Genomic DNA, 26784 nt, shown 5'->3' on the forward strand with positions numbered 1-26784 from the left:
AGTAAAAATGAAAAATAGTAATAAAAAAATAATATTGGCTGTGGTTTTATGCTCAACCATTTTGAGTTCTTGTTCACTTTTTTCTAAACCAGAAAAAAAGTCAGAACAAACAAACGAGTCTACAAAAAAAGTTGAACAAACAACTGACAGCAACAAACAATCTACAATAAAAAAAGACAAGACAACAGAAGTGTTGATAGACTCTGAAATCAAAAAAGAAGATATCGCAAAAATCGTAAAACACGGAGACCATTGGCACGTGTTCACCAAAGACGGCAGGGAAAAAATCACATACAAAGACCCTAGCAAATTACAAAACACATCCAACTTTGAAATGGTAAGCGTTGTCGGTAAAAACAGACTCAAAGGCGAAAACGTCGTTGCAATCAAAAAACACGGCGATCATTGGCACGTTTATTTAAGAAATGGTGGAGAATATCTAACTTACGAAGACCCATCAGCAATGTTTCCACACATAAAAGTAGGAACATATGTAGGAAGTCACGGTGATCACAGAAAACACAACAGCAAAAGAATGGATGCTAGAACAATAGCACACGAAAAACAAAAAATAAAACAAACAATCGAAAAAAATGACGAAAGAGTCATCAAAATCTTAAAACACGGTGACCATTATCACATCTACACATCAAAAGGCAATGAATTCGTGTCATACACAGACCCAAGAAGCTTGTATCCAAACGCTGAGTACGGACAGTACGTTGGAACTCACGCCAACAGAAAACAAATGATTGAAAAAATCATCCGAGAAGATAGACAAAAACAAAAACAATCTTCTAAGAAAACTCTCGCCAAACAAAATTCAGACAAGCTAATAAAAGACGAAAATCTTGTAAAAGTAGAAGACAACAAGAAAAAACACAATGTAGTTAAAATTCTAAAACACGGCGATCATTGGCACATCTACACAAAAAATGGCGAAGAATTCATAACATATGAAGATCCATCTTCCAAATATCCAGATGTAGCAGTTGGAACATATGTAGGTAGCCACACACAAGAAAACACACAACAACCACAACAACCAAGAAAAGACAACAAAGACAACAAACCACAAGAAAATCTGCCTGAAAACCCAACAGACACACCACAAAACAACAAACCAGATAAAAAAGAAGAACAACCAACAGAAAAAACAAGAGAACAAAAAATACAAGAATTAAAAATAACAAAAGTTTTGGGAAAAGATGGAACAGTAAATGAAATTAACAGATTTGACATCGTAAAAATTTTAAAACACGAAGACCACTATCACATTTACGACTCCAACGGAAACGAAGCGATAACATACACCAACCCACAAGACCTTTATCCAAATGCATATTTTGGAAACTACGAAGGAACTCACAACAATTCACAAAACAATAATTCACAAAACAATAATGAATTCAAATGGCCAGAAAATATCACAAAAATCGTAGACCACAAAGATCATTGGCATTTGTACAGAGGAGATGAAGAAGTCGCAGTAGTCAGAGTAAATCCGAAAGACCACTACCCAAATGCAGAATATATCAAAGATTACATCGATGTGGGAAATGTAGAAGTAGAAGACACAGATGTATTCAACTACGACGATATAAAACCAAACAAAGTTGAAGGAATCGAAGCAGTATTAAACGACAATCTACGAAACATGACAGGATATGGAAAATTGACTGATGGAATCGCAATCATGGGAACAGAAGACAAACAAGACAACGTATTTTACTGGTTACATGGAGACCACTACCATGCACTAAGCATAAAAGATTTGGTAAAAATGGAAAAATCCGGAGCATTGAAAGGATTCACTGCAAAAGATGTAGTCGCAACATTGAAATACAAATTCCAACATCCACAAGAAGATTTGACATACAAATCAGACTTGAATATCGAAGAAGTAATAGAATTCTTGAAATCTCACTATAAAATAAACGATTCATCAAGAATCTTCTCAATAGGACAAGAAACTGTCGACATTTATTCAAATGACACGACAAATAGTTTCCACATAAGCCAATTTGAAAAGAAAAACGGACAAATAATCTTCAAAGGACAACTTCCTCAAATACCAAGTGACGAAGAACTTGAAAAACAACAATCAGAAGAAGTAGAAGAATCAGAAGAAACAGTTGATGAAACAAACGAAAAAATTGGCGAAAAAGAAACAGCTGAACCAACAAACAACAAACCTGTAGAAGATAAAGTTGAAGAAAAACAACAAGAAAATAAAGAAAATAACAAAAAACAAATACCAGAAGACAAACAACATCCTACTACAGAAAAAAACCAAAACACAACTGAGAAAAACTCAGCAAACATTTAAAAAAATCGGCTCATAAGAGCCGATTTTTTACATACCCGTCTATTAACCCTACTCGATTGATTAATTTTCGTATCCAATAACTTTCTCATCGATTTCTTTTATTATATCATCTGATAATTTCTCCACATCAAAACGATAGGCAGTGTTTTTTCGTGGATTAAAAATCCCCAAATATTTAACATTTTTGAAAGCTTCATAATCGCTACGCAAACCCATTCTCCAATAAATCAGAATTTGAAGAGTGTGATTCTTATTAAATTTGTTCTTCAACACCTTTAAATCCCACAACGTATCATTAGTCAAATAATCACCATCACCAGTTGATATCACATCAGTATATCCACCTTCAAATGTAAAACCGTCTGATACAATAGGGCCGTAAATATCGAAAAACTTCAACGTACGTTCAACCAAAATTCTTGTCGCAGCAATTGCTTGTTCATTTGGATTGATACTTTCAACAGGAACATAATTTTGAACACCTGCTCGAAGCACAACATCAAAACCAGTCAATTTAATAGCGTTGAAAATCGATGTATCATCAAGACCTGTCACATTATTCAACAAAATAGCAGCATCTTCTTCTTTTTTAATACTTATCGCACCATATATCGAAATCTTAAAAGATTCAACCAAGTCTTTACTAAGCATAAACCTTGACAAATAATCCACCGCCATCCCAATCAAACTCGCATGCACATTGATATCGTCGAAAATACTTTCATCATAATCTCCAAGCACATTTTCTTCGAAATCACTTGGTTTTATGTATCCACCACGAGGTTGTTCTACAGATTTTACTCTCTGAGTGACAGACATTCCGCCTAAATTTTTAAATTCCACAACGATTCCTTCTTTCAATAATTAGTTATAAGATTTATACCCTATTTTGAAAAATAAAAAATCGGCTCACTAAGAGCCGATTTTCTTTTACAATTTATTTTGCTTCTTCAAATTTGATATTATATTCAAAATCTGCTGGATTGTAATAATCAAGTGCTTTACCTTCTACTTCAGCATATGGATAACCGAAGTTATTAAGTGGCTTGTCGTCTTGTTTTGGTTCAAGTACAAGATCACGACCTGTAGTCAATGCTACACGAAGTGAATCCATTCCGCCCCAATAATAATCAGCAAGTTCTTTTGTTTTTTCATCAGATTTGTCTAGTTTTTGTTTCAAAACAGCCTTCAAAACATCGCCTGGATCTGCCTTTACCCAACCATGACCTTGAAGGTAGAATTCAGACCAGCAGTGTTGACCTTTAGTTTCATCATCAGATGGCTTTTTGCTCATTCTTACACCGAAGATTTCACGTGCAGGAACGCCAGCTGCTCTACACAAAGACACGAAAACTGAGTGGATATCAGTACATTTTCCTTGTGGATGATCCAATAATTTTTCAACTTCACCAGTACCGCAACCTTTTACAGATTCGTCACGGTTCATGTTAGCGATAGTCCATTCGTAGATTGCTTTTACCTTGTCCAAATCAGTAGTCTTACCTTCAGTGATTTTGTCGGCAAGTTCTTTTACTTTACCATCAACAGGCATCATGCTGTTTGGTTGCAAGAATTCCTTAAGTTCGTCCTTTTTAGCTTGGTCTTCTTTTTCAGCAAGTTCACCTCTTTTGATTTCTTTACGATCAGCATCAAAAGAAAGAGAAACCTTACGATCAGTAGCTTCCTTGTCCCATTCAACATAAAGCATTTTGTTTCCTAATTTGTCAGTAGTTTGTTGTTGTTTAGCGTGAGCTTCATCCAAATCTACCTTAACATTAGTAATCTTTTGGTATTCTGAATCTTGTGGAATTGGTAACCACAATTTTACAGATTTACCCTTTTCGTATTTTGACAAATCAACATTAGTTGTCAAAGTACCTTTTCTTTCTGAGAAGTTTTCTTCCTTCTTTTCTTCTTTTTTGATTTCTACCTTATTAGAATCTTCCTTTTTAGTTTCTTCTTGTTTAGTTTCTTGTGTATTATTCTTAGCACAAGCTGATAAACTAATTACAAATACCAATAAAAGTAAAATTTTTAATGCTTTTTTCAAAAAACATCCCCCTTTGTATTTTTTGGCATAAAATTAGGCAATATATTAAATATTGCCCAATTAAATATCTTATTTTGCTGCAGAACCTTCGATTTTATATCCTGCATCCATCCAAGCAACAATTCCACCTGGGTGACGATATACATTTGTAAATCCAGCTTCTTTTGCAAGAACTGCGCCGACATCACTTCTAGCACAGCCAACAAAACCACAATATACAACAACAGTTTTGTTCTTATCTTCGCCCAAAGCTTTCAAGAAAGCTTCTTTTTGTTCTGGTTTTAATTCGTCTGCTTTCATAGGCAATTCAGCATTTACAGCGCCAGGAATTCTGTTTTTGTCGAAAGATTTGGCAGGCATAGTGTCAACTATAACCATGTCTTTCTTTTGTTCAACCCATGAATTCAAGTCTTCTGTAGATACAAGTTCATATCCACCTTTGTTAACAGCGTTTACAAGTTTCATACTTGCAGTTTCAATTTTTTGTTCGTTACCGTCTTTTGCAGTACCAGGACCTTTTGCAGCTCCTGGAGCAGCCTTTTGACAACCAGTTGCCAATACTAAAATCATGGCAAACAATGTTAAAGCTTTAATGAATTTCTTCATTATGTAATCCCTCCTAAATTATTCTATATATTAATTATATCGTAAAACTTGTATTTCATTTATTGAAATAATTTATAAGTAGGCTGTTTTTATGCCAAATTTGTGTCATTTTCTATAAATGGCGAAAAAATTGTGCGATATATATTTATTTTTCAAAAAAAACCGATAATTTATTATGATATACTATAATTAATTTAATATTTTTTATTAATTTATCAATCTTCCAAGGAGGGTTTATGTATATTTTAATTGTTGCCATTGTGCTGTTATTGGCGCTTTTGGCTGTAAAATTTTCAGATAAATTCGGTATTCCATCGTTTTTATTGTTTATCCTACTAGGAATATCGTTTAATTTTTTCGGTAAAGATTTCAATAATTTCAAATTTGTTGACGAATTTTCGAGCGTTGCTCTGTTGTTTATCATGTTTTACGGTGGTTTCGGTACAAATTTGAAAATGGCAAAACCAGTGACAACACAAGGAGTCATCATGGCAAGTGCAGGTGTCGTGTTGACATCTGTTCTTACGGGAGTTTTTTGTTATTTCGTGCTTAAAATCAGTTTCGTGGAGTCTATGCTTTTGGGATCAGTTGTTGGTTCTACGGATTTTGCTTCGGTGAGTTCGATTTTACGAAGCAAGAATTTGAACCTCAAATATTCCACAGCATCCATGCTTGAAATCGAAAGTGGTTCCAACGACCCGACAGCTTACACAATGACTATGATTTTCTTGTCGATTTTGGTAGGCTCCAAGACTTCTGTGTTCAAACTAATTCTTCTTCAAGTTGGTATCGGGCTATTGATTGGATTTGTGATGGCAAAATTGACCGAAAAATTGATTTTCAAGATCGATTTTTCAGAAGATGGACTGTTCACAGTTCTCATCATTTCCTGCGCACTTTTAACCTTTGCGATTAGCAAGAATTTGGGTGGAAATGCGTTCTTGTCAGTGTATGTTCTGGGGATTATGATTGGGAATTTGGAATATTACAGGAAAAAAGAGGTCGTGTTCTTCTTCGATGGTTTTTCGGGAATAATGCAGATTGGCTTGTTCTTTTTATTGGGACTGTTGGCAAATCCACAAAGTATCGTGAAGGCAATTCCTGTGGCTTTCTTGGTGATGGTTTTCATCACAATTATTGCGAGACCATTGGCAAGTATTTTGCTTTTGAAACCATTTGGCTACAAGAAAAATCAGCTCATCGTAATTTCTGCTGCGGGCTTCAGAGGAGCGGCTGCGATTGCGTTTGCTATTATGGTAATCAACAGTAACGCCAAATTATCCGTCGATTTGTTCCACATAATTTTCGTGATTTGTTTGTTGTCTTGTTTGATACAAGGTTCACTTTTCCCGATTATTTGCAGGAAAACTGATATGATTGATCCTGATGATACGGTGCTTAAAACTTTCAACTACTACAGCTCGAAAAGTGATGTCGGATTTATTGAAACACAAATTAACGAGCATAGTGAGCTTGTTGGTAAGAAAGTTAAAGAGATTGGGCTTAATTTCGATATTATCGTGGCGAAAATTATTCGTAACAACAAACTTGTAATTCCACGTGGAGATACTGTGATTTGTGCGAATGACACTGTTGTTATTGGAGGAAAATCGTATTTCGATCCGACAGGCTACGGTTTGATTGAAATCACAATCAGCGACAAGAACAACTGGAATGGTAAAAAATTGAAGGATATCGACATGATTGATTCCGAACTTGTGGTGATGATTCAGGGAAAAAACGGCGAAATCATCGTTCCTACGGGAAGTGTCACGTTAAACGCAGGAGACAAGTTGATTATTCTGAAGGAAACTGTAAAATTTTAATAAATTTTGAAAATTATTGCCAAACTTTGATATAATAATATGATAATTATATTTTAAGGAAGGAATTTATGATAGATTATTTGATTCAAAAATTTGTGAGAAATTACGAAGACACGCAAAGCTTCGCTACTCGTAGATCTTACGGAAATTTGAGCAGCGCAGTGGGATTATTCATCAACCTATTCTTGTTTTCAACAAAACTAATAATAGGATTATTGACCAATTCCATCGCGATAATGGCCGATGCCATCAACAACTTGTCGGACTGTTTCAGCATCGTTCTTATGGTTCTAAGTTTCAGTATGAGTACGAAACCTGCAGACGAGAAACATCCGTACGGTCACTCGAGATTGGAGTACATCTTCTCGTCGTTGATTACGATTTTGGTCATCTACATCGGTATTAAACTTGTAGTTGCATCATTTAAAAAGATTATCCATCCGGAAGTCATCACATTCAACGTCTACTCGTTGGTAGTTCTAATAATAGCGATTGTGGCGAAGTTTTGGCTTAGCAAATTTTACCACAAAATTTCCAAGAAAATCGACTCCGATTTGTTGATGGCAACATCTGTCGATTCAAGAAGCGACTGTATTTCAACATCCATCGTACTTATCTCAGTTGTTGTGTTCAAATTGACATCACTTAATATAGATGCATACATCGGACTTTTAGGTGGACTTATCATCATCAAAAACGGATACGAAATGATAACAGACACTGTGGACAAACTTTTGGGAACGGGTGCATCCGCAAAATTCGAACGTGAAATCACTGATTTCATCACATCATATGGCGGAATTTACGGCGCACACGATTTGAGAGTTCACGATTACGGTCCAGGTTACATTTTCATAACTGCGGATGTCCAAGTTGACAGCTCTGAAGAATTCATCAAACTTCACTCATTAGTAGACCAAATCGAGAGGGATTTGATTGAGAAAAAGGGCGTGTATTCGACAATTCACATGGATCCGTTGGCAGTCAACAATCCGAAAGTTCAAAATTTACACGAAATTGTCGAAAAAATCATCAAAGATGTCAACGAAGATTGGATATTGAACGATTTTAGAATTTGTCCGAAAAAAGAAGGCGACGAGATGATATTCGACATCAGAGTAGACATCGATGAAAAAATGGAAGACAAGGAAATTGTGGACATTGTGAAAAACAAAATTCTATCGCAAATCACAGACTACAAGCCAATCATAGCGATAGCAAGAGGATATCAAAGAAGAAACTTTTATTAAAATGAAAAACATTAAACGAATTTACGATCAAAACCCACTCAAATTCATACTAGCAGTCTATGCGGTCTATTTGGTGTGGTTTTTTTCAATGGAAAAAATACCCAACAGAAATTATCACATAGTATATTCGAAACTAGACGACTACATTCCTTTTTATAAACCTGCGATACTTATTTACTCGTCGTGGTTTTTGATGCTAGTGATACCATTTGTCTATCTATTAAAGAAAAAATCGTACGACAATCTATACAACATAATCATCCCGATGTTTGCTGCGATGTTTATATCACTGATAATTTATGTGATATATCCGACAGCACTTGACATCAGAGTTACAGACATCACTGGAAATGATATTTGTTCGTGGATAATCAGAAAAATTCAGGGAATTGATGCCCCGAATAACGTGTGTCCGAGCATCCACGTATCGACAACCGTGATAATTTACAATCAATTCAGAAAAATATTGAAAGACAACAAGAAATCGAAGGCTTTTTTCTTGTTGTGGAGTGTGGGAATTTGCATCAGCACCATGCTTGTCAAACAACACAGCATTATAGATGTAGTGTGTGGAATTATCCTCGCACACGTGATACTTTTCGTATTTAACAAAAAACAAAACACAGCTTATCACTATTAGTGACAGGCTGTGTTTTTTGGTTTGTAGAATATGTAAACATACAGATTTATAAAACATTTTGCGTCATTAAATGATTTTAAAAATAGACAAAATAAAACAAAAGAAAATTATTTACATCAATATAAAAACATGATAAAATAAAATTAACAAAAATAAAAACGTTTTCTTAAATTAATACAATAATATTTTTACATAAGATAAAGGCAGAAAATTCTTCACATGGTTTCTAATACAAAATAAGAGGTGTGACAATGAAGGATATAAGTAAGAAAAAAATTTTTTATATAGGCACAATAATTTCGGTGTTAATTTTTACGATTGGAATTATAATAACAATTGTTCATAATCCAAGTGAAAATAGTGTAATTAACTTTTTTGAAAGTAATTACTTTGCTGAAATTACGATGTTTATACCATTTTCAATATGGGCGTGGTTAGTTATCTTTGCAATCTTGTTTGTAAAGAAAAATTGGGTTGTGGTTACTTTATGCATTTTACTCGCAATTCCACATATAATTTTTATAATTGTTCTATGCGCCTTTTCATACAGTCCATTAGAAATTTTAAGGTGGTATGTTATGATTCTAAGTTTTGGGATTATTAATATATAAATGACAAAAAACAAAACACAGCTCATCACAATTAGTGACAGGCTGTGTTTTTTTGGTTTGTATTTAATTTTTCAACATAGATTCTGTTATTTTCAAAAATCTCTTCCAAATAAGTGCGAATATCACAAAATTCACAGCGGCTTGTACTGAGTTTGGAAGAATTGTAGCGATTGCTGTTTTGTTTCCGTAAAGAATTACAGATGTGAAGTAATATCCAACAACCATCACCAATTCACAGATAACTCCCGCAGTTAGAACTGTGGATGTTTTTTGATTGTTGACTTTTTTCAAGAACAATCCCATTACAAGAGCCATCAAACCTTTGACAACGAATGTAAATGGTGCAAATGCTGCATAGCCGAGCAATAAATCCGCCAAGGCTGATCCAAACGCAGCGGCAATCATTCCGATAATTGGTCCAAATGCGACAGTGGATAATAATATAATGAAATCTCCGAGATTAACGTAACCCATCGCAGGTGACACAGGAATTTTGACTATCATTGTGAAAAAAGTTGTAAGCGCTATAAAAATCGCTGCTGTAGTAATTTTTTTAGTGTTCATATCGTCCTCCTGTTTTTCTATTATAGAGTATTTATGTAGTGGTTTATAGTAACAAAATTTGAAAATTTTATGGTAACAGATTTTGAACATCAATTTATACGAAAAATATTTATGGAAAATAATGTAACAAACTCGACCATTTTACTCATTATTATTCAGTTAAACAATATAAAAACAATGAGTAATAAAATTTATCAGTAATTTGTCTCGATAAAACAAGTTAATTTACGGATTATAAGATTTTAATTCATTATTTTAATGAAAACGATAGAAGTATATTTATTAATTTTGAAATTTATAAATAGTTTGACATTTTTTAGCTAGTTAAGTAAAATTATGGTATGAGCAAAATCGCAAATTTCTTGCCGTTTTTGCATATAAGAAATAGGAGGGAAATATGAAACCATATTCCAAAAAGTTTTTAGCTGGTGTGTTATTGTTTTCATTGGCATTACCAAGTGCAACAACATTTGCAACTAACCAAACAGACAGTACTACATATGCTAAACTTCAAGAACAAGGCGTAAAGGCAGACCAAGAAGTCAAAGTAATCGTAGAAACAAGTGACAAGACTGCTATCGAAAGAGAACCAAACGTAAAAAGTGCGAGATTCTCAAAAGCTGTGAAGGCATCTGAAGCAGAGGTAAAGAAAACTTCAGAAAAAATCGAAACTAAGTTGAAGAAAGAAAACGTTAAAGTTGACAAGGACGATGAATTCTCTGCAGTTATCACAGGCTTCTCAGCAAAAGTAAAAGCAAAAGACATCGACAAATTGAGAAAACAACCAGGAGTTAAAAAAGTCACAACTCAAATGAAGGCCGAAAGACCAAAAGTAGGAGCATCTCCATCTTTGGCTTCAGCTCCAAAAATGATTAAGGCTGATACTTTGTGGGACAGTAAATACAATTTTACTGGACAAGGAATGTTAATTAGTATTATAGATACTGGTGTGGATCCTACTCACAAGGATATTCAATTAGAATCTAATGATTTTCAAAAATATAAGAGCAAAGAAGACGTTCAGAAAGTTATTGATGCAAACAAATTAAAAGGTAAATGGTTCAGCAACAAGATTCCTTATGGATACAACTATGCTGATGAATCTCAAGAAATCAGAGATTCTGGTATCGGTGGATATCACGGAATGCACGTAGCTGGTATAGTTGCTGCAAATGGTAATACAGAAACTGGAGGAGTAAGAGGAGTAGCACCAAATGCACAATTATTAGCGATGAAGGTGTTCAGCAACGATGCATTAGTATCTACAGTTTACGAAGAAGTATGGTTGAAAGCGATTGACGATTCCGTAAAACTTGGTGCAGACGTATTGAACATGAGTTTGGGAATGGGTTCAGGTTACAGTAGAGAAGGAGTATCTCCTACAAACGATGCATTCAAGAGAGCCAAAAAAGCCGGCGTTGTATGCGCAGTTGCTATGGGTAATGACCGTGTTACAAACTGGGGCGGCGAAGGAAAGACTAACTTAGCGATAAACCCTGACTTTGGTACTACAGGACACCCTGCAGTTGCAGATCCATCATATTCAGTAGCATCTATGGAAAACATAAATATGAGAGGAAGAGTTGTTGAATATAAAGATAATGACAAAGTCGTTGAGATTCCTACAGGTACTGCAGAAGGCGAAAACGAAAAGACAACAACAGGAATGCTACCATTCGTTTATGTTGGAAAAGGAAATGATCAAAAGAAAGATTACGGTGACAAAGTAGTTAAAAATAAAATCGTCCTTGCGGAAAGAGGAGGAGCATCCTTTAATGACAAAGCTGAATTAGCTGCATCATTAGGTGCAAAAGGTATCATAATTTTTAACTCTAAAGATGGCAGTAACTTATCATTTATGTCTGGCATGGAAAACAAAGATTTCCCTTCAGTATTCATTAGTCATGATGACGGATTAAAATTAATTGAATTATTAAAAAAACCAAATCAACTAATCAACATCACAAAAGTACAATCTGTTGCAAACCCAAAAGCTGGACAAATGAGTGAGTTCTCATCTTGGGGAATAACACCTGATTTGAGATTGAAACCAGACATCGCAGGTGTTGGTGGACAAATCTACTCAACAATTAACAATAACCAATACACAATGATGAGTGGTACATCAATGGCAACTCCACAAGTTGCAGGTGCAAGTGCATTAGTAATGCAAAGATTGTACAAAGATGGTTTGTTAGTTAGAAAAGATGGTAAACCAGATCCAAGGCAAGAATTCTTGACAGTTTTGGTAATGATGAACACAGCAACTCCAATAAAAGACACAGAAGTAAAAGGCGCTTCATACTACACACCAAAACAACAAGGTGCAGGACTTGTAAACCTTAAAAATGTTGCTGAGACATATGTAACTGTAACAGCTACAGGTGGAAAAGATACAAAACCAGACGGTAAATTGGAATTAGGTGAAGTTGGTGAAGACTTCAAAGCAACATTCAAATTGAAAAACTACTCTGATAAGGACATCACATTTACACCAAAATATATCTCATTAAAAGATGAAGTTAAAGATGGTAGATACACTGAACATTCATCCGAAGTAAAAAAAGAAACATTACCAAAAGTTACGGTAAAAGCTAAAAGTGAAGTAACTTACACTGCAACAATATCTACAGACAAAATTGACAAGAACCAATTTGCACAAGGATATGTAATGTTCGAATCAGACACTGATCATCCTACACTTTCAGTTCCTTATACTGGATTTAAAGGAAATTGGTCACAACCACAATTCTTGGATAACATGCCTGATTTCAGCGACAAAGTTAACTACAAACCATTAGTATATGATAATGGTGGAATAGACAAATCAGGATTTATGAGAAGACAAGAAAAAGGTGGATGGAACTACTGGAACGCTTGGAATGTCGATGGCAAACCAACTGTATTCGTAAATTCAAATAAACAAGAAGGAATGAATGTTGAAGTTGCACCAGTAATCACAATTATGAGAAACGCTCTTGATGTAAAATACGACATCTTGGACAAAGATGGCAAAACATTGAGAAACTTATTCATCGACCCAATTCTTCTAAAAGTAAATGGATTGTACAAAGGTGGAGACAACCAATACAGATTCGAATACGTTCCTGGTGGAGCTGCTTGGGATTTCAAAGACTCAAAAGGAAAACCTGTTGAAGAAGGAAATTACATCTACCAAATCACAGGTCATGTAGACTACAAGAATGCTAAGGAACAAAAATATCAATACAACATAGTATTAGATAACACAGCACCTAAATTAAAAGGCACATACAATCCAGAAAAAGGAACTATAACTGTAACTGCACACGACGACGGATCAGGTGTATTTAGCGTAGGATATGAAAACATTAAAACTGGTGAATGGCACGAACAACAAGTTCGAGAAGATCATAGATACGATGATATTGGAATCGTAAGAGATTATTCTTATGAATTCAAAATAGCTGATGGATTTGACTTGGCTAACTTAAGCATTTACGCTTGGGATAATGCAAGAAATGTAGATGGAAAAGATGTTGACACTCAAGTTAAATCTTCTGATGTACAAATCGATCCAATTAAAATAATGGTTGGTGATCCAGTTCCAACAGAAGAACAAGTTAAAAAACAAATCAAAGCAAAAGTCAAAGATATTCCTGAAAATGCAGAATTCAAGATTTTAAGAAATATTGAAAACACAGAAAAACCTGGCGAATTTACGATTGTAGTTTCAGTTAAAAATGGCGAAGAACAAACAAACTACACAGTTCCAGTTAAAGTTGAAGCGATTAAACCAATTGAATTGAAAGTTGGGGATAAACCTCTTATAACAGAACAAGTAAAAGCACACCTTGACTTCTTACCAAAAGACGCAAAGGTTAGAATAGTTAAGAATGTTGATACAAAAGAACCTGGTGAATTTGGATTAAAAGTAGAAGTTAAAATTGACGGTAAGAAAATTTACTACACAATTCCAGTTATCGTAAAAGCTGAAGAAAAGAAAGAAGAAAAACCAGAAGAAAAACCTGAAGAAAAACAAGAAGTAAAAGATCAAACAGTTTACAACTTACCTGTAATCAAAGTTGAAAACCCTGATTACTATGCAGCATTTGGTAAATACGAAGATGAAAAAAACCCTGATGCTTACAAGAAGATCCATGTGAAAGGTAATGTAACTAAGATCAAACAATTAGATCATTTGACATTGACTATCACAAAAGATGGTAAGAAGGTTGAAGGAACAGAAGTTCAAGAAATCAAAGTTAACAAAGAAGGAGACAGCAATTTCTCATTCGATCACGAATTAGATATCTCTAACTTAGAAGATGGATCTGTTTACGAATTGCAAATCAAAGCTGAAGGTGAAAATGTCAGAGGAGATGGCATCCAAGATACTATCATCAGAAGAATCAGAAAAGACTTCGTTGCTCCAACAGTTGAATACACTGTAGAACACAAAGATGAAAAAGCTCCAATGGCTAAGATCAAAGTAAAAGGTCACGAAAACATGACTTACTTGGAAATGTATCTTGACGGAAATATGCTTTCAAGAGTTGACAAGACTTGGGATAACTTCGAGCTTAAAGAAGGCGTTGACGGAGAATTCGAAGTAGAAGTTCCATTGGAAGTTGGCGAAAACAAATTCCAAATCAAAGCATACGACGATGCTGGAAACGAAACATTACAAGAAGTTGTAATCAACAGAAAAGACCCTAATGAAAAAGACCCTGTTAATACAAAAGAATTGGCAGACAATATGTTGAAAGCAAATTCAATAGTATCAGTTTCTGAAAAATACGATGTAACTGATGAACAAATAGCTGAACTTAAAAAATTAATCGAAGAAGCAAAAACTGCTATTACCGAACAACAACCACAAGACAAGGTTGATGCAGTTAACAAGAAATTGACAGATGCTTTGGCTAAGATTAAAGAAAAAGAAGTTAAGAAAGTTGATAAGAAACAACTTATCGGTCAAAAAGAAGATGCACAAAACTTGTTAGACAAGAAGGAAGTTAAATTAACTGACGAACAACAAAAAGCATTACAAGATTTGATCAAAAAAGCTGAAGACTTAACTAAGAAAGAAGACGCAACTCAAGAAGAAGTTGATAAATTAGCTAAAGAAATCAAAGATGAAATTGCTAAGATTCAAGAAGCTGGTAAAGAAAATCCAACAAAACCAGGTAAAGAAGATCCAACAAAACCAGGCAAGGAAGACCCAACAAAACCAGGCAAGGAAGATCCAACAAAGCCAGGTAAAGAAGATCCAACAAAGCCAGGCAAAGAAGATCCAACAAAACCAGGAAAAGAAGATCCAACAAAGCCAGGCAAAGAAGATCCAACAAAACCAGGCAAGGAAAACCCAGCTAACCCAGGAACAACAACACCAAGTGTACCTGGAACTCCAACTCCAGCACCAAAAACACCAGCTCAAACAACAAAAGCTACAACAAGAGTTGCAGGAGTTGACAGAATCAACACAGCAGTAGAAGTATCCAAGAAATACTACAACTCAGCTGAAACAGTAATCATAGCAAACTACGAAAAATTCGCAGACAGCTTATCAGCATCAGCATTATCAAAAGCATTAAAAGCACCAATCTTGCTAGTACAAAAAGATCAATTAGACTCAGTAGTAGCACAAGAAATCAACAGATTAGGCGCTAAAAATGTAGTTGTAATAGGTGGAGACCACTCAGTAGATAAAGCTAAAAACAGCCTAGCAAAATACAACGTACAAACAATAGCTGGATCTGACAGATACGAAACAAGCGCTAAGATTGCACAAGAAATCATCAAACGCACAGGAACAACACAAGCGGTCATCGCAAGTGGCGAAACATTCGCAGACGCATTGACAGTGGCACCACTAGCAAACAAACATAACATGCCAATACTACTTGTACAACCAAACAACATACCAAAAGCAACACAAGAAGTATTGAAACAAATCAACAAAGTAATAATAGTAGGTGGAGAAAAAACAATCTCCAACGAAGTAGCAAACAAACTACCAAACCCTACAAGAATTGCAGGAGCAAACCGTTACGAAACAGCAAAGAAAATCTACGAATACGGCTTCAAAGATAGAAAAGAAGTTAACATCGCAAACGGAACAAACTTTGCAGACAGCTTAGTAATAGGCTCCATTGATTGCCCAATATTATTAGCAGAATCAAACGAAGTACCTGAAAGCACAAAACAAGCTATCAAAGACTCAAAATTTGAAAAAGTTAATGTATTTGGTGGAGAAAACTCAATAGGTGAATCAGTTGTAAAAGAATTGATTAAATAGAGTTAAAAAGTCGCACGATAATATCGTGCGATTTTTTTGCGCAAAAATAGATTTATTTATAGAAATATTAAATAAATAAATTTCAAATAACAATGGCTGAAAATCGTAGTTATTTAAAAAACTTATACATTTATTAAACAAAAATGTATTGTTTTTTTGGTAATTTATTTAAAATTACAATAAATGATTAATATAAAATAATAATTGTTAATGTTAAAATATTAAGGAATATTTTAGAATAAATTTATTATATATTTATAGAAAATATTGAATCGAATTAATAATACCACAAGAAGTATAAATTTAGTGGTTTATAATAAAAAATAAAGGAGAGAATATGAGAAAAATTTTATCTATTATTATTGCTTTTCTGATGGTTTTTAATACATCTGTAATGGCAATAGCAGCAGAAGAAGGATATAACGATTGGAATGCAAAGCTACCGACTAAACTATTAGATGTTGACCAATCTTATATTGATTCTCACAAGGATGAATTATTTAATGGGGAAAATGTAGTTGAAGACCCTAATTTAAGGGAAGCTGTCAATTATATGTACAAAAGAAAAGGGGATTTAAAAAAATTAGATGTTACAGCAGAAATGATGAAACATATAATTGAACTTTCTCCAGAAAAATGCGTAGCACACAATCCTGGTGAAAAGGATTTTCAAGTAAAATCATTAAAGGGAATTGAATATGCGACAAATTTGGAATGGGCATCATTGGTAAATCAGCCAATCGAAGATTTGAGCCCATTAAAAGACTTAACTAAAATCAGACTTCTTGACATAAGAAACAATGATAAAGTAAAAGATTTTGAATTTCTAAAAAAATTAAATAACTTGGAACAAGTTGATATGCATGAGGTATATCACGTAGACTTATCTAATTTTGTTGGAAAGTCTAAATTGAGGAGTTTAAATTTGCAATCTTGTAAAATTTCGGATTTGAAACCTCTCAAAGACTTAAAAGAACTTAGATATTTGAACTTGTCATTCAACAAAATTGACAATATTGAAGCGCTAAAAGATTTGACTAATCTAAGATTCTTAGATATAAGCAATCAAAATAGATTTGATTATATTGCTGGCGTTGAAAGACCAATGATAGATTCATTAAAACCATTGGAAGGATTAGCAGAACTTAGCGAGTTGGCATTTTCAAGTCACAATGTATCAGACCTCACACCATTGACAAAGTTAACTAAATTAAAAAAAGTGACATTGACAAATAACAAAATCAAAGACTCTGAATTTAAAAAACTAAATTCAGATATAGAAATATTAGGTAAGCAACCTCAAGAAGTTAAAAAAACTACAGAACCAGAAAGCAAACCAGAAGATTCAATGTTAAAAATCATAAGTCTAAATGATAAACCAGAATCAACTCAACAAATTTTTGAAAAAAGTTATGAACACAAAGATGCGCCAAAATTGGAGGAATTAAAGAACGCCTTACCAAAAACAATAAAAGCGAAAATCCAATCAAATTCAAAAGAAGATAACTCGCTAGAAAATCTTGGATTCAAAGATGGGGAATTGAAACTGTTGATACTCGATGACAAAAATAAGCCTGTTGTTGATGGAACTGAAGTAAAATTAACGACAGTTTTTCAAGCTATTTACCCATTTTTAACTGCAAAGACTGAAAAAGGAATTGCCGTATTTAAAAAATTAGTTGATGGAACAACATACACTTTAAAACCAGCTACAAAAGAAATCAATGAAAAGCTACAATTTACTGTAAAAAAAGGCAAATTAAAAGAAAGTTATTCATTAAATAATGCTGGTAATATTACAGAAAAAAACTTTGATTATGGGGATAAAATTGACAGCAAATATTTTGTTGGAAGGATAATTGACCCTTCAGCTAAGAGATTAGAACCATACGAAGTCAAAGAAGATGCAAACAAATCTGAGGAAATTACTGAAAGTCTTAATATTGAATGGAACAATTCCACACCAGCATACGAACAAAAAGAAGGAACTTACGTCTTTGAAGGAACTTTAAAATCTGACAAAAAAATTGACAATATCAATGACTTTAAGGTAACCGCAAAAGTGACCATAAAACAAGAAAAGAAAAAAGATGAATCTTATAATGACTGGAGTGCAGTTATGCCAGAACACTCATTAGACATTGACAATGAGTATATAAAAAACAATGAAGAAAAATTGTTTAATGGAGAAAATGTAGTAGAAGATGCAAATTTAAGAAAAACAATAAATGCACTTTATCACAGAAAAGGAGATGATACACAAGGCGTTACAGCAGAAATGATGAAACATCTTATTTATCTTTCTCCTGAAGAATGCACTTGTCATAATACTAGTGAAATAAAGGTACAAATCAAATCTATTAAAGGGCTAGAATACGCATCTAATTTAGAATGGATTTCATTGGTAAATCAACCTATTAAAGATTTGAGCCCATTAAAAGACTTAACAAAAATCAGATACTTGGATATAAGAAATAACTACGAAGTTAAAAACTTTGATTTCTTGAAAAATTTGAAAAATCTTGAACAAGCCGATGTACACGGAACTTCATTGGGAAGTTTAGCTAATTTCGCGGATAAAACTAAACTAAGATCGCTACACGCTAACTCAACTAACGTTTCAGATTTAAGTCCATTAAAATCGTTAAAAGAATTAAGGTATCTGAGTGTTGCATACAATAATATTGACAATATTGAAGCGTTAAAAGATTTGACTAATCTAAGATTCTTAGATATTAGCAATCAATTTAGATATAATTATGTTACGGACAAGGAAACACCAAAAATTAATTCACTAAAACCAATAGAAAATATGGTGGAACTAAAAGAATTGAGTTTTTCAAGCCATAATATAAGCGAATTGACACCTTTAACTAAATTGAAAAAATTAGAAAAAATTACATTAACTAACAATAAAATTCCACAATCAGAATTTAAAAAGCTAAACCCAAATATTGTTGTATTTGGTAGTGATAATCAAGAAATAGAAGAACAACAAGTTCCGCAAAAAGAACAAGACGATGCAAAATACACAATAATTCAACAACCATGGGGAAATACCAGAGTTAGATTGCTTGTAACAAAAGAGTATAAGTTAAAAGATGCTCCTAAGTATGAAGATGTAATAAAAGAATTGCCGAAAAAAACGAGTGTATTGGTTAAAAAGGAAGTTGCCAATAAAAAAGAAACAAGCAATCTAGGATATAAGGATAAAAAATTAAAATTCAAGATATTGGATAATAGCAATAAGCCAGTTGTTGACGGAACAGTAGTAAAACTTAAACCATCACTAATATGGAATCAAGAGCTTTCAGCCAATACAAAAGATGGCATAGCTGAGTTTTCGGGATTAAAAAATGCAAGCACTTACACATTAAAACCTTCAGTTAGTGGAAAAATAATCAACGAAACAATAAAAGTAACGATAAAAGACGATAAATTAAAGTTAGAATATAGCTTGAACAAAGAAGGAAATGTAACTGAAAAGACATTTGATTATGGAAAATCCATAGAAGAAAAATATTTTGTGGGAAGAATAATCAATGAAACAGATAAAAGATTAGATATGTACGCACCTTCTGTTGACAAACCAGTTGTTCAAGAAGTAGAAAATGAAATTGGAATTAAATGGACAAAATCTACACCATTATATGAACAAAAAGAAGGAGATTATATTATTGAAGGTGTATTAGAATCTGACAAAAAAATTGAAAATATTAGCGATTTCAAAGTAACTGCAAAAATATTAGTAAAGAAAGATGATTCCAAAAAACCAGGTGAGGGAACAACACCAGGTGAAGAAAAACCAGGCGACAAACCAGGCAAAGAAGATCCAACAAAACCAGAAAAACCAGGCAAGGAAGATCCAACAAAACCAGAAAAACCAGGCAAGGAAGACCCAGCAAAACCAGAAAAACCTGGCAAAGAAGATCCAGCAAAGCCAGAAAAACCTGGCGACAAACCTGGTGACAAAGATCCAGATCAACCTGGTGACAAACCTGGCGACAAAGATCCAGATCAACCTGGCACAGTGACACCAACACCAGCACCAACACCAGCACCAACACCAACACCAGCACCAACACCAACACCAACACCAAGTGTACCTGGAACACCAACACCAGCTCAAACAACAAAAGAAACAACAAAAGAAACAACAAGAGTTGCAGGAGTTGACAGAATCAACACAGCAGTAGAAGTATCCAAGAAATACTACAAATCTGCTGAAACAGTAATCATAGCAAACTACGAAAAATTCGCAGACAGCTTATCAGCATCAGCATTATCAAAAGCATTAAAAGCACCAATCTTGCTAGTTAAAAAAGATCAATTAGACTCAGTAGTAGCACAAGAAATCAAGAGATTAGGAGCAAAAAATGTAGTTGTAATAGGTGGAGAACAATCAGTAGATGAAGCTAAAAACAGCCTATCAAAATACAACGTACAAACAATAGCTGGATCTGACAGATACGAAACAAGCGCTAAGATTGCACAAGAAATAATCAAACGCACAGGAACAACACAAGCGGTCATCGCAAGCGGAGAAACATTCGCAGACGCATTGACAGTAGCACCACTAGCAAACAAAAACAACATGCCAATACTACTTGTACAACCAAACAACATACCAAAAGCAACACAAGAAGTATTGAAACAAATCAATAAAGCAATAATTGTAGGAGGAGAAAAGACAATCTCCAAAGAAGTAGCAAACAAACTACCAAACGCTACAAGAATTGCCGGAGCAAACCGTTACGAAACAGCAAAGAAAATTTACGAATACGGCTTCAAAGATAGATCAGAAGTTAACATCGCAAACGGAACAAACTTTGCAGACAGCTTAGTAATAGGCTCCATTGATTGCCCAATATTATTAGCAGAATCAAACGAAGTACCAGAAAGCACAAAACAAGCTATCAAAGACTCAAAATTTGAAAAAGTTAATGTATTTGGTGGAGAAAACTCAATAGATGAATCAGTTGTAAAAGAATTGATTAAATAGAGTAGAAAAGTCGCACGATAATATCGTGCGATTTTTTTATGCAAATACAAGAAAACACGCTTCTTTTGTGATATATTATTAAATAGGAGAAGTGTTATGAAAATTTTGAAGAAAATACTATTCGTTCTAGTGGTGATAATGATGATACCGCAAATCACCAATGCATCTGAAATAGATAAGATAGACAATATAATAAATCCAAATAGACATCAAAACGATAGTGTCAGCAAGAAAATAATGCAAAATTTCAAAGCGAACTTGTCATTTGCCGTAAAACAAGTGCTCGACGAAAACAACGCTACATTCAAAATCACAGTCTTGGATAAAAAAAGCAGACCTATACCAAAGGTAGAGCTAATTGTGACGGATGTCGAGACGGGGAAATCTCGTGAGAACCAAACCAACGAGAAAGGAGAAATCCAATTTCGTGGGCTTGCTCCTACTGAACACACGATAAAAATCGTGTCTGCTCCGTCGGGATATTTCTTCGATGAAGATGTCATCACACTCGAAAACAATGTCGTGAATACCAAGACTATATTTGGAAAGACCAAGGAAGACAAGGATAAGACCTACAAGGTAACCTATAGGATTACTGATAAATACGGCATTGCCCTCAAAGAAATAGAAGTCAGATTACAATCTGGAAATAAAAAATACATCTCAAAAACAGATGTGTTCGGATATGCGCATTTTGAAGTGGAAGATACTGGCAAATACGAAGTGTATGTCGACAAAATGAGCGAATATTTTGAAGAACATGACAATTTCAAGATAGATGACATCGAAATTAATCCGAACTCCGAAGAATCAATCTACAGTTCACAAATAAACGAAAAAATGAAAAAAGAGTTCGAATCAGCACTTATAATCAACGTGAAAAAAGCAGACAAACCACAAGAAAAAGTCCTCGTTTCATTAAAAGACAGAAGAACAGATATGTATGCATTCCAGTACACGAACGAAGAAGGAAAAGTTGTGTTCGACAATTTGTTTCCTGGAAATTACGTGCTTACAGTGAATAATGAAGATAGATTGACAGAAAATGGAGTCGGCGCAGTTCATTTGATAGAAGGACAAGTTCGTGAGTTCGATGTAGTATTGTCGCAATCTGATTTATCCAAGAAATCACTTGTGGTAGAAAAGAAGGAACACGTCGATGAAAAACTCCCAGAATCAGGAAGCAAAGACGAAAGAATGATGATTTTATTCTCGTTGGGAATAATAGTGTTGGCGTATTTGTATTTGAACAAACAAAAAAGAGAAATCTAAAAAAAGACCTACGAAGGTCTTTTTTTGATTGTCATTATTTAATTACATTCAACACACCCATTGTTGAAAGCATCACGATAGTTCCCGCTGTGATAACTCCAAGTGTTATTGGAAGCATGCTTTTTTTAGGACTCAATCCCAAAAATGATGCCACCAATGCGCCAGTCCAAGCGCCTGTTCCAGGAAGTGGGATTGCCACCAAAATATATAGCCCCAATCTTCCGTACTTGTCGATTGTTTTGCTTTTTTCTTGTGCTTTTTTGTTAATCCAATCCACAAATGGTTTGAAAGTGTCGATTGTATCCAACCATTGTAGTACTTTTTGTGTCAACAAAATCAAAAATGGTATCGGCAAGATGTTGCCAATCACAGACAAGAAGAATGCAAGTGCTGGGTTGATGTTGTTTGCAAGTGCGTAAATCATCGACCCTCTGATTTCCAAGACAGGAAGCATGGACAATATGAACATGTAAATTATTTTACTCATTCCATCTCCTATTTGAACAAATCGTAGTCCAATTCATCGTATGATTCGATGTGTTGCTCGACTTTTTCATCAATCACATCGTAATCATTGACAGTGGATTCGTCAGTAATTCCCACGACTTTAAATCCCATCTTGTCAACCGTATCGATGCAGTACAATGCATCTTCAAATACAATTGTGTTGTCAACATTAGAGCCTAATTTTTCAAGAGCATTATTCCAATACTCGTTTTCGTATTTGTGGTAACCTACGGATTTACAAGTTTGCACGAATTCAAAATAATCCAATATCCCTTGTTTTTCAAGAGCAGGAATTGCCAAATGGTCTTCTGTTGCAGTTGCAACGCACATTTTAATACCCATAGATTTTAGCTTTTCGAGCATATCCACAACGCCCGGCTTCAAATCAAATTCGTTCATATATCCGTTTCTAATTGTGTAATATATAAAATTCAAACCATCGTCTGTGGTTTTTTTAATATCAAAAGTTTCGTGAATGTAATCAATAGATGTCAAAAGTGTTTTGGTTTTGATCTTCTTGATAAAATCATCATCAGGTTTTATTCCCAAATCGTCAATGTAATCCAAGATAACTCGGTTCCATTTGTACATGGAGTTGATTAAAGTTCCATCCATATCAAAAATTGCGTATTTAATCATAAATTCATCCTTTCATATATAACTAGATTTTAGTATAAGAACAGCTTAAAGTCAATCAAAAACAAGTATTTTTACGTATTTAACAAATATTTTATTTCCATAAAATTGAAAAAATATCGGGAAAACCATATAATATTATTAGTGATATAAGGAGGAATATAATGGAAAATTTTGATAAAAAACTAAACAATTACGCAAGATTGATAATTGAAAAAGGAATCAATGCAAACGATAGACCGCTTGTGATTCGTTGCGCAGTTGAGAGAGCTGATTTTGCAAGACTTTTGGTAAAATACGCTTACGAAAAAGGCGCAAGCGAAGTTATCATGGAGTGGAATGACGATGAAATCAACAGAATGTACTACGAAAACGCATCAGAAGAAGCGTTGAAGGACGTTCCAGATTTTATCGTAGAAAAATCCAAATACTATTTTGAAAAAAAGGCAGGTGTGATATCTGTATCTTGCCAAGATCCTGAAAATTTGAAGGGCGTGGATGCCGACAGAGTTCAAATGAGATCCAAGGTTTTTGCTGAAAAGATGAAACCAATTCAAAAATACACAATGAATGACATCAACAGCTGGTGTGTTGTCGCAGCTCCAAGTGTTGGCTGGGCGAAGAGAGTATTCCCAGAACTTTCAGAAGAAGAAGCTGTAGAAAAATTGTGGGATCAAATCTTCAAGGCAACACGTTCTGATACAGAAGATCCAATCAAAGCGTGGGATGAACATTTGGACACAATGGACAAACACGCAGAGTTTATGAACAAACACCAATTCGTGAAGCTTCACTACACAAACTCATTGGGAACTGATTTGACAATCGAACTTCCAAAAGGACACGTGTGGATGGCTGCACAATCTACAGATAATTACGGAAATGTTTTTGTTCCAAACATTCCAACAGAAGAAGTGTTCACAGCACCTCACAAAGACAAGGTAAACGGCGTTGTTTACAGCACCAAACCATTGAATTACGGTGGCAACACAATCGACAAGATGAGATTTGAATTTAAAAATGGAAAAGTTGTGGACTTCGATGCAGAAGTTGGCAAGGAAACTTTGAAGAATATGTTCGACACTGACGAAAATGGAAAATACTTGGGAGAAGTGGCACTTGTTCCTTACGAATCACCAATTTCTAAATCAAACGTCACATTCATCAAAACATTGTACGACGAAAACGCATCATGTCACCTTGCATTTGGCCAAGCTTACCCAACTTGTGTAGAAGGAGGAGTGGACATGACAGATGATGAATTGAAGGAAAATGGAATCAATGATTCATTGATTCACGTGGATTTCATGGTTGGATCAAAAGACATGAGAATAGTTGGAACTACAGCAGACGGCAAAGAAATAGAAGTATTTAAGGAAGGAAACTGGGCAATCTAATGGATATACTAAAATATTGCAAAAGAGAAGAAGCAGACCCACAATACATGTGGGATTTATCGGCACTATATAAAACAGAAGAAGAATTCGAAAAAGCAGTGAAGACAATTGATTTGATGGCGGATGATTTCAAGAAAAATTACGAAAACAAACTCAAATCAGCAGACATCATTAAAAACGCAATGGACGATTACAGAGATATCGTGGCTAATATCGACCGCATCGCACACTACGCATCACTTGATGTGGAAGCAGACGGCCACAACGAAAAGTCCCAAAAAAGAGCCATGGCTACATTCACAAAAATCGCAGATATCGAAAACAAAATGAGCTTTTTTGAAACAGAACTCGTACAAGTTGACGAACAAACACTTGAAGAAGTGAAAAACGACACCAACAATACAAGATACATCGACGATTTGTTGAAGAAAAAAGAACACATCTTATCCAAAGAAGTGGAAAATGCTATAAGCAAATTCTCGCAAACATTTAGCTCATTCTACGAAATCTACAACACAACGAAAATTCACGACATCACATTCCCTGATTTCGAAGTAAATGGCAAAAAATACGAAATGACTTACAATTTGTTCGAAGGAGTTTACGACAACGACCCTGACACAGATTTGAGAAGAAAATCATACGAAGTGTTCTACAACGAACTTGCAAAATACAAAAACACAACAGCGATGATTTATCTGTCACATTGCCAAGCAGAAAAGGCAGAAAGTGAACTAAGAGGATACGATTCAGTGATAGATTTCTTGTTGGACAGACAAAACATCTCTCGTGAATTGTACGACAGACAACTAGATGTAATCATGCAAGAACTTCCGAAACACATGAGAAAATACGCCCAAATCATCAAAAAAGAATACGATTTGGACCAAGTTACATTCATGGACTTGAAGCTAGATGTGGAAAACTCATTCTCTAAAAACATTTCAGTTGAAGATGCAAGGAATTTACTAAAAGACGGTCTATCAATCCTAGGAGAAGATTATTCCAAAATGCTCGATCGTGCATTTGACGAAAAATGGATTGATTTCGTAAACACATTCGGAAAATCAACAGGAGCATTCTGCGCATCGCCATTCTTGGCACACCCATACGTGTTGATATCTTGGACTGGCAAACTAACAGAAGCCATCGTATTGTCGCACGAATTGGGACATGCAGGACAATCCTACATCTCACAAAAAACACAAAACGTGTTGGACAACGACCCATCAATGTATTTCGTGGAATCACCATCCACAACAAACGAACTCATCATGAGCAGATACTTGTTAGAAAAAGCAACAACTGACCAAGAAAGAAGATACTTGTCGGGACAAATAATCTCTAGAACCTACTTCCACAACTTCGTCACACACTTCATCGAAGGATACTACCAAAGAGAAGTGTACAAACTAATCGATAAAAAAGAAGGATTCACAGCCGATGATTTGTCAAGAATCTTCAAAGAAACACTACAAAAATTCTGGGGAGAAGACGTTGAAATCAACGAAGGATCGGAATTAACATGGATGAGACAACCTCACTACTACATGGGATTGTATCCATACACATACTCCGCAGGACTAACAATCGGGACACAAGTATCCAAAATGATTGTAGAAGAAGGAAAACCAGCAGCAGACAGATGGCTCAAAGCATTGGCATTAGGCTCTACAGAAGATTCTGTGGGAATCGCAAAAGCTGCAGGAGTAGACATCACAACAGATAAACCACTCAAAGACACCATAGAATACATCGGCAAAGTAATCGATGACATCGAAAAATACGACAAATAATATAAATGGCACTGTAAT

General features: G+C 34.6%; 15 protein-coding genes. 9 read left to right on the forward strand and 6 right to left on the reverse strand.

Annotated features, from left to right (window positions below; all coding sequences use genetic code 11):
• The first annotated feature begins 7 nt into the window (after nucleotides 1–7).
• Nucleotides 8–2329, forward strand: coding sequence for a hypothetical protein (locus FMG_RS00135; RefSeq protein ID WP_012290113.1), 2322 nt, complete (start codon nucleotides 8–10; stop codon nucleotides 2327–2329).
• Between the two features lie 60 nt (nucleotides 2330–2389).
• Here FMG_RS00135 and FMG_RS00140 read toward each other — a convergent pair whose 3' ends face one another.
• The 3 genes from FMG_RS00140 to FMG_RS00150 form a co-directional block, all read right to left on the reverse strand.
• On the reverse strand, nucleotides 2390–3172 hold the full coding sequence (locus FMG_RS00140) for a hypothetical protein (protein ID WP_012290114.1): 783 nt from the start codon (nucleotides 3170–3172) through the stop codon (nucleotides 2390–2392).
• A gap of 94 nt (nucleotides 3173–3266) precedes the next feature.
• Nucleotides 3267–4379, reverse strand: a complete 1113-nt coding sequence (locus FMG_RS00145; protein ID WP_012290115.1) for a transglutaminase-like domain-containing protein — start codon at nucleotides 4377–4379, stop codon at nucleotides 3267–3269.
• Nucleotides 4380–4448: 69 nt separating this feature from the next.
• Nucleotides 4449–4985, reverse strand: coding sequence for a rhodanese-like domain-containing protein (locus FMG_RS00150; protein ID WP_002839880.1), 537 nt, complete (start codon nucleotides 4983–4985; stop codon nucleotides 4449–4451).
• Nucleotides 4986–5221: 236 nt separating this feature from the next.
• On the opposite strand from FMG_RS00150, the gene FMG_RS00155 reads away from it, so the two are divergent.
• The 3 genes from FMG_RS00155 to FMG_RS00165 all read left to right on the forward strand — a co-directional run bounded on the left by FMG_RS00155 (nucleotide 5222) and on the right by FMG_RS00165 (nucleotide 8701).
• Entirely contained in the window at nucleotides 5222–6811 is a 1590-nt protein-coding gene (locus FMG_RS00155) for a potassium/proton antiporter (protein ID WP_012290116.1), read from the forward strand.
• A gap of 68 nt (nucleotides 6812–6879) precedes the next feature.
• Nucleotides 6880–8061 carry a cation diffusion facilitator family transporter gene (locus tag FMG_RS00160; protein WP_012290117.1) on the forward strand — a complete coding sequence of 394 codons (1182 nt, stop codon included), beginning with the start codon at nucleotides 6880–6882 and terminating at the stop codon, nucleotides 8059–8061.
• A 1-nt stretch (nucleotide 8062) separates the two neighbouring features.
• Entirely contained in the window at nucleotides 8063–8701 is a 639-nt protein-coding gene (locus FMG_RS00165) for a phosphatase PAP2 family protein (protein ID WP_012290118.1), read from the forward strand.
• 674 nt (nucleotides 8702–9375) lie between these two features.
• Here the strand turns inward: FMG_RS00165 and FMG_RS00175 are convergent.
• Nucleotides 9376–9876, reverse strand: coding sequence for an ECF transporter S component (locus FMG_RS00175; protein ID WP_012290120.1), 501 nt, complete (start codon nucleotides 9874–9876; stop codon nucleotides 9376–9378).
• Between the two features lie 397 nt (nucleotides 9877–10273).
• On the opposite strand from FMG_RS00175, the gene FMG_RS00180 reads away from it, so the two are divergent.
• The 3 genes from FMG_RS00180 to FMG_RS00190 all read left to right on the forward strand — a co-directional run bounded on the left by FMG_RS00180 (nucleotide 10274) and on the right by FMG_RS00190 (nucleotide 22430).
• Complete coding sequence (locus FMG_RS00180; RefSeq protein WP_012290121.1) at nucleotides 10274–16156, forward strand: cell wall-binding repeat-containing protein; 5883 nt, start codon at nucleotides 10274–10276, stop codon at nucleotides 16154–16156.
• A 337-nt stretch (nucleotides 16157–16493) separates the two neighbouring features.
• A complete protein-coding gene (locus tag FMG_RS09690) occupies nucleotides 16494–21158 on the forward strand; it encodes a cell wall-binding repeat-containing protein (RefSeq protein WP_012290122.1) in 4665 nt (1554 codons plus the stop codon).
• 96 nt (nucleotides 21159–21254) lie between these two features.
• Nucleotides 21255–22430: an MSCRAMM family protein gene (locus FMG_RS00190; RefSeq protein WP_012290123.1), complete on the forward strand. Its 1176-nt coding sequence runs from the start codon at nucleotides 21255–21257 to the stop codon at nucleotides 22428–22430.
• A 34-nt stretch (nucleotides 22431–22464) separates the two neighbouring features.
• Here the strand turns inward: FMG_RS00190 and FMG_RS00195 are convergent, their stop codons facing one another.
• Nucleotides 22465–22917, reverse strand: coding sequence for a COG2426 family protein (locus FMG_RS00195; RefSeq protein WP_012290124.1), 453 nt, complete (start codon nucleotides 22915–22917; stop codon nucleotides 22465–22467).
• An 8-nt stretch (nucleotides 22918–22925) separates the two neighbouring features.
• The gene (locus FMG_RS00200) at nucleotides 22926–23576 is read right to left on the reverse strand and encodes an HAD family hydrolase (protein ID WP_012290125.1); all 651 of its coding nucleotides are present in this window, start codon (nucleotides 23574–23576) and stop codon (nucleotides 22926–22928) included.
• A gap of 161 nt (nucleotides 23577–23737) precedes the next feature.
• Between FMG_RS00200 and FMG_RS00205 the strand changes: the two genes are divergently transcribed.
• Entirely contained in the window at nucleotides 23738–24970 is a 1233-nt protein-coding gene (locus FMG_RS00205) for an aminopeptidase (RefSeq protein WP_012290126.1), read from the forward strand.
• Nucleotides 24970–26766: an oligoendopeptidase F gene (gene pepF, locus FMG_RS00210; protein ID WP_012290127.1), complete on the forward strand. Its 1797-nt coding sequence runs from the start codon at nucleotides 24970–24972 to the stop codon at nucleotides 26764–26766. The genes FMG_RS00205 and pepF overlap by 1 nt, the downstream gene beginning before the upstream one ends.
• Nucleotides 26767–26784: the final 18 nt, after the last annotated feature.

It is taken from the genome of Finegoldia magna ATCC 29328 (assembly GCF_000010185.1).
Lineage (GTDB): Bacteria > Bacillota > Clostridia > Tissierellales > Peptoniphilaceae > Finegoldia > Finegoldia magna_H.